The sequence below is a fragment of the Bacillus sp. SA1-12 genome (assembly GCF_000981385.1).
In the GTDB taxonomy this organism is placed as follows: domain Bacteria; phylum Bacillota; class Bacilli; order Bacillales; family Bacillaceae; genus Metabacillus.
Map to the genome: position 1 here is coordinate 165,915 of NZ_LATZ01000008.1, position 9,056 is coordinate 174,970.

The 9,056-nt window shown below is 38.3% G+C and carries 12 protein-coding genes; 2 read left to right on the forward strand and 10 right to left on the reverse strand.

The annotated features are described in order from the left end of the window. Positions 1-9: 9 nt before the first annotated feature. The 8 genes from WQ54_RS07925 to WQ54_RS33480 all read right to left on the reverse strand — a co-directional run bounded on the left by WQ54_RS07925 (position 10) and on the right by WQ54_RS33480 (position 6,364). Positions 10-1,305, reverse strand: coding sequence for an NAD(P)/FAD-dependent oxidoreductase (locus WQ54_RS07925; RefSeq protein WP_084821891.1), 1,296 nt, complete (start codon positions 1,303-1,305; stop codon positions 10-12). A gap of 71 nt (positions 1,306-1,376) precedes the next feature. After that, positions 1,377-1,532, reverse strand: coding sequence for a hypothetical protein (locus WQ54_RS33465; protein ID WP_156177809.1), 156 nt, complete (start codon positions 1,530-1,532; stop codon positions 1,377-1,379). 127 nt (positions 1,533-1,659) lie between these two features. After that, entirely contained in the window at positions 1,660-2,847 is a 1,188-nt protein-coding gene (locus WQ54_RS07935) for an MFS transporter (RefSeq protein ID WP_046514485.1), read from the reverse strand. Between the two features lie 169 nt (positions 2,848-3,016). Then, positions 3,017-3,598, reverse strand: a complete 582-nt coding sequence (locus WQ54_RS07940) for a TetR/AcrR family transcriptional regulator (protein WP_046514487.1) — start codon at positions 3,596-3,598, stop codon at positions 3,017-3,019. A gap of 505 nt (positions 3,599-4,103) precedes the next feature. Continuing rightward, entirely contained in the window at positions 4,104-5,399 is a 1,296-nt protein-coding gene (nagZ, locus tag WQ54_RS07945) for a beta-N-acetylhexosaminidase (RefSeq protein WP_197089565.1), read from the reverse strand. Further along, positions 5,396-5,539 carry a hypothetical protein gene (locus WQ54_RS33470; protein ID WP_156177811.1) on the reverse strand — a complete coding sequence of 48 codons (144 nt, stop codon included), beginning with the start codon at positions 5,537-5,539 and terminating at the stop codon, positions 5,396-5,398. Before WQ54_RS33470 ends, nagZ begins: the two co-directional genes overlap by 4 nt. Positions 5,540-5,746: 207 nt before the next feature. Beyond that, the gene (locus WQ54_RS33475; protein WP_156177813.1) at positions 5,747-5,914 is read right to left on the reverse strand and encodes a hypothetical protein; all 168 of its coding nucleotides are present in this window, start codon (positions 5,912-5,914) and stop codon (positions 5,747-5,749) included. Between the two features lie 291 nt (positions 5,915-6,205). Next, positions 6,206-6,364 carry a hypothetical protein gene (locus WQ54_RS33480; protein ID WP_156177814.1) on the reverse strand — a complete coding sequence of 53 codons (159 nt, stop codon included), beginning with the start codon at positions 6,362-6,364 and terminating at the stop codon, positions 6,206-6,208. 170 nt (positions 6,365-6,534) lie between these two features. Here WQ54_RS33480 and WQ54_RS34610 point away from each other — a divergent pair, with 170 nt between their 5' ends. Then, positions 6,535-6,852, forward strand: coding sequence for a hypothetical protein (locus WQ54_RS34610; protein ID WP_231597474.1), 318 nt, complete (start codon positions 6,535-6,537; stop codon positions 6,850-6,852). Next, positions 6,853-7,701 carry a glycosyl hydrolase family 18 protein gene (locus WQ54_RS07960; RefSeq protein WP_231597475.1) on the forward strand — a complete coding sequence of 283 codons (849 nt, stop codon included), beginning with the start codon at positions 6,853-6,855 and terminating at the stop codon, positions 7,699-7,701. Between the two features lie 286 nt (positions 7,702-7,987). Here WQ54_RS07960 and WQ54_RS07965 read toward each other — a convergent pair whose 3' ends face one another. Both WQ54_RS07965 and WQ54_RS07970 read right to left on the reverse strand, forming a co-directional pair. Further along, a complete protein-coding gene (locus WQ54_RS07965; protein WP_046514497.1) occupies positions 7,988-8,260 on the reverse strand; it encodes an HU family DNA-binding protein in 273 nt (90 codons plus the stop codon). 172 nt (positions 8,261-8,432) lie between these two features. Beyond that, the gene (locus WQ54_RS07970) at positions 8,433-8,696 is read right to left on the reverse strand and encodes a hypothetical protein (protein ID WP_046514500.1); all 264 of its coding nucleotides are present in this window, start codon (positions 8,694-8,696) and stop codon (positions 8,433-8,435) included. Between the last annotated feature and the right edge of the window lie 360 nt (positions 8,697-9,056).

Below are 9,056 nucleotides of genomic sequence, written 5' to 3' on the forward strand. Positions count from 1 at the left end.
TGCCCCTTCCTAGGCAATTAGTAATTGTGTATGAAGCAAATGCTCTACAGCACGACGCGCACTGGCAACAGATGCATCCACCAGAATCTCCCCATGGGAAGCCCAGTCTCCTGCAACATAAAGTCCTTTAATCTCAGGCACTTCTGGTCCAGGTTGAATAGTACGGTTAATATGAGGAAAGTCATATGCTACCGTAATTTTAGGGAGGTATTGGTGGGAAGTCAACTCGTCTCTCCATCCTGGTTGAGCAAGGTCCAACACTTGCTCCAGTTGTCTTCGATCTTCTTCTGTATTTGTTTGTGATCCTTGGTATCGGAGTAGGGAAATTTTATGATCCCCATTCTCACTTAAGTATGCTGGAGTAGGTTTGCCAGATCTGGATTGATCGGTCAAGAAAACAGGTTGATCAATCCCATAAATAAATTGGTGTTTTGGTTTTGGTAATTTTTTTAGCGCAACATCTAGGCAGGCTGCTGTAATAGGCATTGCTTGTTTGTTCCATTTTGCAATTGCAGTTTGGTCTGCATGTGGAACTAATTTTTGTGTGACTGCTGGTGGTGTGGTCAAGATCACATTAGTAGCTTCTATCTTAATACCATCTGCTGTAAAAATCGAGTCAACCTTTTGATCCGAATGCTGAACGGAGGCGATTTTGCAACCTGTCTGTATGTTCACTCCATGATTCACTGCCATTTCATGTAACTGTTCCACAAATGATCCCCAACCTTTATCTGCATATAGGACACCTTTTAGGGAGCGTTTTAATTGTTGTAGAGCAGGACCAGCAATATGAAGGTCAGGAGCAATCACATAGGTAATAGATCGCAAGAAAGAATAGAATAGATTACGGGTCATTGGATCATGTATTTCCGTTTCGATCCATTCACGTATACTTATGTGATTCCATTTACTTGTATCGGCTTTTGATAATTTCGAAAGCCACTTTACGTATTCTAGCTTTCCTTTCCATGATAATAGTGGGGATTGAATCATGGATCCTAGCCCCATTGGAAGAGTAAGCAATTCGTTTTTCCAGAGCCCATAGCCTTCAATCGAAGGAGTAGAGCCTTTTAAATGTAAGCCTAGTTCTTGAAATGTTTCGTATGCTTCACCTTTGTACAAAGCATGACCACCTAAATCAAAATACACTCCTTGTTTTTTATTCGTAATAGCTCTTCCACCTAATTGCTTTTGCTGTTCTAATACAATGGTTTTCTTCCCTGCTTTTGCAGTATAAATAGCTGCCGTTAATCCTGCAATACCGCCACCTACTATTGCTACATCATATTTCATCATTTCAATCATCTCCTTTTGTCTCTCTACTTCTATAACGGATAAGTCGATGAGTTTGTGACAGGATTTTAATCAAAAGTTTATTAAAATAAATCAGAAAATAAATCCTTGGCTTGGAACTTACTTGTCCTTTGAACAAAACCTACTTTTTTGGCCAGCTGTTGGAGAGCTTGTGGAGACAAAGATCGTTGCAATTCCTGTGTAAAGAGGGTAAGGTCATCTGAAGCTTCGCGATACATAAAAAACACCGTCCTTTCATCATATTAGTGATCACTGTACTAATTGTATGTAAGTCTTATTAGTTAAACAATTTAGTCGGCCCCTTATTGAATAGGAACCGACTAAATTTATACTTTTTTGACTGTTTTACGAAGATCCATGTTGTTCATCTGCTCTAATGGTAGACGTATGTTGCGCTTTGCTCTTGCCTCGCAAAATTGGCAGCAAGGAAAGTAGACCAAGAATCGCTAATACCGCACCAACCCACAAAGGTGACACAAGTCCGTATCCAGCGTCGATGGTTAATCCACCAATCGCGGAACCGATAACGATACCTAAGCTAATGACAGAGCCATGAACCGTGGTAACCAGCGATCCAGTGCCGGCAACCCGCGTGATGCGGGTTGCCATAGCAGGATTCATTGGCACCCCCACTAGGCCAACCACAATAACGGCAATCATAGCGATGGTTGAACTTTCGGCAAAGAGACCGAAGGTAACCAATGCAACGGCTAGTGAGACAAGTCCGATGGTTAGGATAGGCATCATATAGTGATCGGCGAGCCTGCCGGTGATAATATTTCCAATAACGGTTGCTACACCGTAGATCGCCAAGAGAAGTGGAACTGTCTTAGTAGTGAAGCCTGTGAGATTGGTCAGGATCGGTGAAAAGTAACTGAACGCAGCAAATGTAGCACCGATAATTAACATACTGGTAGCGTAGGCAGCCCACAAGTTACTATTCCTGAAGGCCCCCAGTTCACTCCGAATGCGGACCGATTCCGGTTTGGGTGATGAAGGAATAAACAATTGCCCCAACAAACCCGACAGAAGAACCAGGACAACAACCGCCCAAAAACTAGCGCGCCATCCGAAGTACTGGTCAAACATCATTGCCGCTGGCAGTCCTATAGCAGTGGCGACCATTAAACCACCAAGAACGATGGAAGCCGCCCGTCCGCGTGACTGGGGACCGACAAGGCTAAAGCAGATTGCAAGTGAAACACCAAAGCAGGCAGATGAGGAAATACCAGTGATCACCCGTGCAATCAGCATCACTTCATAATTGGGAGCTACTGCACCAAGGGTCTGCCCGACAAGAAAGACTAAGGCAAGTGCTAGAAAGGCTTGTTTGCGTGGCATCTTCAATAGTCCGACCGTCAACATTGGACCACCTATAATCATACCCGCAGCGTAGGCAGAAACAAGGTATCCAATGGCTGCAACCGATACCTCGAATTCAGTCGAAAGCGAGGGCATCATTCCGGCCACCATGAACTCGGATGTAGTCTGGGAAAAAATCATAAGACCTAACACGTAGATAGCGAATGGCATAAAAACAACTCCTATTCTTTATAAAATAATTTATATATTATAACGATCAGTACAAAATTAAACACAATATTGTAATGATCGGTACAAAATTAGACGTAAATTATCCAAGTGATTAAAAACAAATAAAACAGGCTCTTGTAAGAAAGGTCAAGGGTATAGCAACACGGTGTCATAGTGCCGCTAGTGTACCCTCAACAACATCCAACAAGGCATCACGGTCTTGCTCGACTTTGGTAAGCACACGTAGTCCGTAATAGCTGCTCCTGAAAAATCGGGCCAGTTCCAAGGCAGGACGCTTGGAAGTGATTTCACCTGAGCGTTGTCCGAGTGCTAAAACGTGGCATAACGCCTGTTCCAGACGTGCGAAGTGATGACGAACTGCACGCGCAATCTCGGGATCCTTCCTTCCACGCTCCATTGCAGCATTAATTGACAGGCAACCTCTGCGATCGGGATCATTCAAATCAGTATCGATCACCCACTCCATTAAAGTGCGTAAACGGTCTTTAATAGGACCTGGATGTTCCAATATTTCCAGTTGTGCTTGAAGCCCTAATTCGATATACCGTAGCAGAGCTTGCTTATAGAGATTGTGCTTGCTCCCAAAAGCATTGTACAGACTCCCCTTGCCAAGACCTGTACTTTTACAAAGGTCCTCCGTTGAACATGCATCAAAACCTTTAACCCAGAATACGTCCATTGCAGCTTCAATCACTTTCATATCTTTAAATTCTCGAGGTCTTCCACTCATGTAATTCATTCCTTTCTTGGTCCAGTAAGTTCCATTTCAATGATAGTCACATATCTACACTCTCCTCCCACACAGAAGATATTTGTAATAACTATTATAGATATTTTGTACTGAATAGTCAAAATTATTACATAGCAGGATAACCCTTTCAGGGCTCAAAAAATAAGAAGCTTGATGGTATCCGACTAAAAATGTTGTGAAAGATGCCAGAGTTATAGTACAGCTGTCAAAGATGGGAAGCTACATAAATACTCGGTATCAGCAATGTGCTTTCCTTTTGTGTACAGCTGTACTATCTGTATTTTAATCATTGTAGTTTCTCTGAATGTATTATCTGTAGTCTACTTGATCTTAAAAGAACTGTCCAACTAAGTGTAGCCTATCTATACTTATTCCCTTCATGGCCTGGGACTCCCCCCTATAGATTGCTCCTATTCTGGGTCCACGCAAAAAACCTCACTCAAAACAGAGTAAGGTTTTCCTTATAAAGTTTCCAAGTGTTTAATTAAATACCTTCACCATGACTAGATGACAGCTTATGAGTCAAAATTTTCCTCACCGCGTCATCAATTCTTTTCTCTGATAATTCCTTTGACTCAACCGCCTTTAAAATGCCATTGAAAACAGCCTTTTGATTTTCTAATGTATGGCATACAAGAAGAAGATCTGATCCCGATTCGACTGCTTTGTGGCCTAAATCTTGATACGTGAAATATTTGTTCACAGCTCCCATCTCCAGGTCATCTGTGACAACGAGTCCTTTAAATCCAAGCTGCTCTTTTAGTAAATCTTGAATGATCACTTTAGAAATACTTGCAGGGTTTTCCTTATCATAAGCTGGGTATTTAATATGCGTGACCATCACAAAAAATTGATCATTATCCACTTCTTTAATTAATTGCTTGAATGGATAAATATCATTGTTTTCTAGATCTAACTTATCTGCATTAACAGATGAGGTTTCAATGTGTGGATCGACGTTGCTACGGCCGTTTCCCGGAAAGTGCTTTAATGTTGTTGTAATGCCTGAATCCATCATACCTGTTACAACCTGATGACCAAGCGAATAAACCTTTTTAGTATCCTCCCCGAATGAACGACTGTCTGTTGCTGATAAGTCTAATACTGGTGCAAAGTTGACGGTAAAGCCCATTGATAACAGCTCTTTACCTGTTCGCTGAGCAGTTGTATACACCTCTTCGGGATCACTTTTTTGACCAAGCTCCTGTTGAGATGGTATTGGTGAAACCTGATCACGCATTCGGACAATTTGACCTCCCTCTTGGTCAATACCTAAAATAAGTGGAAGTCCATTTGAGTCTTTTGATAACTGTTGCAAATCTTTATTCAATGATGCGACTTGATCTTGAGTTTCCATATTTCGGTCAAAAAGAATCACGCCGCCGACATGATAATCTTCAATCATTTCTGTAATATGATTATCAATAGTTGTACTGTTAAATCCGACAACCATCATCTGACCAATTTTTTCACGAAGTGTCATTTTTGATAATATATCATCTACTTTTTGTTCAATGCTGTCCAAGGGCTTCAAGGTGAGATCTACTTTTCCCTTTGATTTGGAATCCTCTTCTTTTCCAATACTAGTATCTTCACTGTTAGTTTCCATTTTTTCATTAGAAAGCTGAGGATGTCCCTCTGTTTCACTTTTTGGGTTAACGCTTGTATTTGTATGCTCTAAAATTGCATACATAAAAAACCCTGTACAAATCGCGATAAGAGTGGAAATGGTCATGATTATTTGAAGCCTATTTAGCTTTCTTTTTCGACTTCTCCTCATTGCGCTTCCACCCATGAATCTACTTTACTAAACTCAGGGTTATCAAGGGTCCAACGTTTATTTTGTTTCAAAAGATCCCAATAGTCAGACCATTGTTGAAATAAAGTTGTTCCATCTTTATTATCATCATATGAAGTCATTTCAATATATGTCCTTCCTTTATTGTCTTCTATTTGTTGAACTTCAACATACGTCAGGTCATCATCATGTTTGCTTGAAGTCCTTTTTCCCAACCTTTTTGCGTTATTTTGCTTTTTTTATTCGATGAAAATTGAGGCACCTGTATCATCCAATGTTTTTACAGGATAAGAATCTGTTCCTGCAAGATATACCGATGTGTCCTCTGATTAGAATGAGTCTTCATAATAGGAATCCTCTTCATAGGAGGAGTAGTTTGTTGCTTCTCGAACAGTTTCAGTATGCGTTTCTTCAGTATATAATAATTTATTTACTGTTAAACGATTGTCACCTAGAACTTTTAAAATATAAGAGCTGTTAAAGCCTTTTTCATTCACTGATCCATCATTATAATATATATAATACTGTTCGTATGTTGAAACTTTGTAGGTTGATTTGGTCTACTTTTATAAAATCATTTACTTGATAATTAATAACTTCCTGTGTAATTCCTTTACTCTCGAGAAAATCAATATACTCCATTTGTGTGTTATACGTATCTCCATTCGGGTCAAATAAATTCTCTACAACGGCAAAGTTACATCATTTACTGCCTGAATTGTTGCAGTCGAATACTGATTCATAAACCCAATCACTTGCTCTCGAGTAAAAGATGGAACAGCCTTTTCCTACTGATGAGGTGGTTCTACTGGATCGGTAGGTTCCACCGTCTCTTCAGCAGCACTTGTCTTTTCTGTTTCTACAACTTCTTCCAATTCGCTCGAAACTTCCTGTTCCGTTAGCTCAACAGATGTTTCTGTTTTAGAATCGGCGAATAACCCGATCACAAATAATAATGCCAGGTTCTTGTTTACAAAAATCCATCATACTTAGCTACTCATACTAATTAATCTTAACTAGGACTTTATATATTTATTGGGTTATATCACTTCCCAGTTCCTATTTTTTTTTGATACTATTTTAATTGGCGATTTTTTACGAAAAGGGGTGTTGTTTTATGAAGAAAAACTACCACCTTCTAACAATAGCAGCATTGCTCATTTTTATAGGAGGATTTTTTTTAGTATTTATATTTAAAAGTACCAATACAGAAAAAGGCCAAGAACAAAGTCAACACAAAATAGGAGAAGCACCTAAATCAGAACAACCGATTAAAAAGAAAAACCCCCAGATAGAACCAGTCGATTCAAAAGTATTAATAGGATATGTACAGGATTTTCGAGATCCGGGATCGATTGATTATTCGAAGTTAACACATATTATTTTTTCATTTGCCCATCCAGAAAAAGATGGAAGTCTCATTATGAATGGTTAGATGGCCTTATCAAATCTTCGCAAAACAGTAAAAAAAGCACATCAAGAAGATACAAAGGTGATGCTTGCTGTAGGTGGCATGAACCACTTGAAAGGCGGAGAATCTTATGACTATTTTAAAGCTGCTTTAGTAAATCCCACTTCTCGTACAAAACTTATTAACGAACTCATTGAAATAACGAATGAAGAGAATCTTGATGGGATTGATATTGACTTTGAGCACCCTCGTTCAAAAGCGGACGCACAATATCTAGCTTATTTTACAAAATCATTGGGAGAAAAGCTTCACTTACATAACAAGCAGTTATCTATAGCCGTATATTCAATGATTCATAGTGTAACAGGAACAGAAGTTCAAACAGTTGTTTATGATCCATCCATGTTTCATCATGTCGACCATGTTAATATTATGGCATATGACGGTCAATGGGACGGGGAATATAATGCTGCAAATTTATCACCATATTCATTCACTGAGGATATCGTAAACTATTGGTCTAATTTATTTGACAAACATGGAATTTCAAAGGAAAAGTTAGTATTAGGAGTACCTTTTTATGGACAACCAGAAAAGGTAAAGAATAACCAAGTATCATATGATACTATCATTAATCATGATCCTGCAAATGCTGAACGGGATAGAGTTAACTTAAACGGTATAACCTATCACTATAATGGAGAAACGACAATGATAAAGAAAACCAAACTTGCTCTTGCTAACGGATTTGGTGGAATGATGATATGGGAGTTGGGACATGATGCTGAAGGGAAGCGCAGCTTAACAAACGCTATTTTTGATGTTCTTATTAAAGGACAGGAAGATCAGGATATGGTTTATTCTAATGATTAGAATAAACCTCTATTTGTAATTTCACAAATTTTATTTATTACCTTGTTTCTTAATCAGTTCAATATCTTTATGTTGTCCTCTTTTTGTTACTCCTAACTGTTCAGTTAAGAAGTTAGAGATAGAGGTTAAAATATCGAATGAACCATTGATATAAAACTGGGGTCTTACATAGTTAATATGATTTTTAACAATCTACCTTAATTTATTTTTTCACAACCATCTTTTTGTTGTATAACAAAAAAGGCTCTAGGGAAAAAACCCTAGAGCTTTTTTTACAAGACAATCTTTATTTAACAGCTTCTTTTAATTCTTTTCCTGGCTTAAAAGCAGGAACTTTAGAAGCAGCAATCTGTATTTCTTCTCCAGTTTGAGGATTACGACCTGTGCGAGCTGTACGTTCACGTACTTCAAATGTTCCAAAACCGATTAACTGGATTTTCTCTTCCTTAGCAAGCGTATTAGAGATAGTTTCAAACAATACATCCACAACTTTTGTAGTATCTTTTTTGCTTATCTCAGCTTTCTCAGCTACAGCATTCACTAATTCAGTTTTATTCATATTCAATCACCTCTTTTTTTATTTTTAAGATTATGTAAAAACAACAACATAATATATCTCACCTGTCACTTGATATTATTCGATAAAAGGTAGCAAAATTCCTTTTATTATATAGTGAATGGTGAGACTGGTGGCTCTGGCAGTCCTTTTTTGGCTTCAAGCCAATTCAGAGTTAAATGTTTAATTGTTCGCTGATTTGTATGGAATTCTGTTTGAAAATTTTTTCTGCTTCTTGTTCTGCTTGTTGATAGAGATAACTTTTCATTTTAGTATCAATTTTATGATGGTTTCTTATAGAAATCTTTAGATCCTCTATTTTAGTGGAAGAAAACATGCATTCAACATCGACAGATGCGGGTGATTGATCATGATGAACAGTGAAGGTTGTGACGAGGTTTCTACCTAAAACAAACATTTGGACATTTTTTACTTCCATCAAAAAGCCTCCTTTTTTATTCAGCAGACTAATCACACCCAAAAAAATAAAATAACTGAATATTCAATAAGTTATTACAATTAATATACCAAAAAAAGCCCCATTTTTCAGCATAAAAATTGAAAAATAAGGCTTTTTTCGCTACTCCATAAACGCGCCCTTTAATGGAATAACTAATATGTCTCAATCCCAAAATCACTTACTTCTTGCGTAGCTTAATAAGGTTTTATCAAAAAATCGAGTAGGAGGGGGTGACTAACCCCCGACCTCTCACACCACCGTACGTACCGTTCGGTATACGGCGGTTCAATTAAGTTTGACGTAGAAATTCATATCTTTGATATAAACTTTTAAGCCCAC

Coding starts and splice junctions, on each gene's coding strand:
- WQ54_RS34610 (WP_231597474.1), top strand. CDS start 6,535: ATGAAGAAAAACTACCACCTTCTAACAATAGCAGCATTGCTCATTTTT.
- WQ54_RS07925 (WP_084821891.1), bottom strand. CDS start 1,305: ATGATTGAAATGATGAAATATGATGTAGCAATAGTAGGTGGCGGTATT.
- WQ54_RS07960 (WP_231597475.1), top strand. CDS start 6,853: ATGGCCTTATCAAATCTTCGCAAAACAGTAAAAAAAGCACATCAAGAA.
- WQ54_RS33470 (WP_156177811.1), bottom strand. CDS start 5,539: ATGACTTCATATGATGATAATAAAGATGGAACAACTTTATTTCAACAA.
- WQ54_RS07940 (WP_046514487.1), bottom strand. CDS start 3,598: ATGAGTGGAAGACCTCGAGAATTTAAAGATATGAAAGTGATTGAAGCT.
- WQ54_RS07965 (WP_046514497.1), bottom strand. CDS start 8,260: ATGAATAAAACTGAATTAGTGAATGCTGTAGCTGAGAAAGCTGAGATA.
- WQ54_RS07935 (WP_046514485.1), bottom strand. CDS start 2,847: ATGCCATTCGCTATCTACGTGTTAGGTCTTATGATTTTTTCCCAGACT.
- nagZ (WP_197089565.1), bottom strand. CDS start 5,399: ATGAGGAGAAGTCGAAAAAGAAAGCTAAATAGGCTTCAAATAATCATG.
- WQ54_RS07970 (WP_046514500.1), bottom strand. CDS start 8,696: ATGGAAGTAAAAAATGTCCAAATGTTTGTTTTAGGTAGAAACCTCGTC.
- WQ54_RS33465 (WP_156177809.1), bottom strand. CDS start 1,532: ATGTATCGCGAAGCTTCAGATGACCTTACCCTCTTTACACAGGAATTG.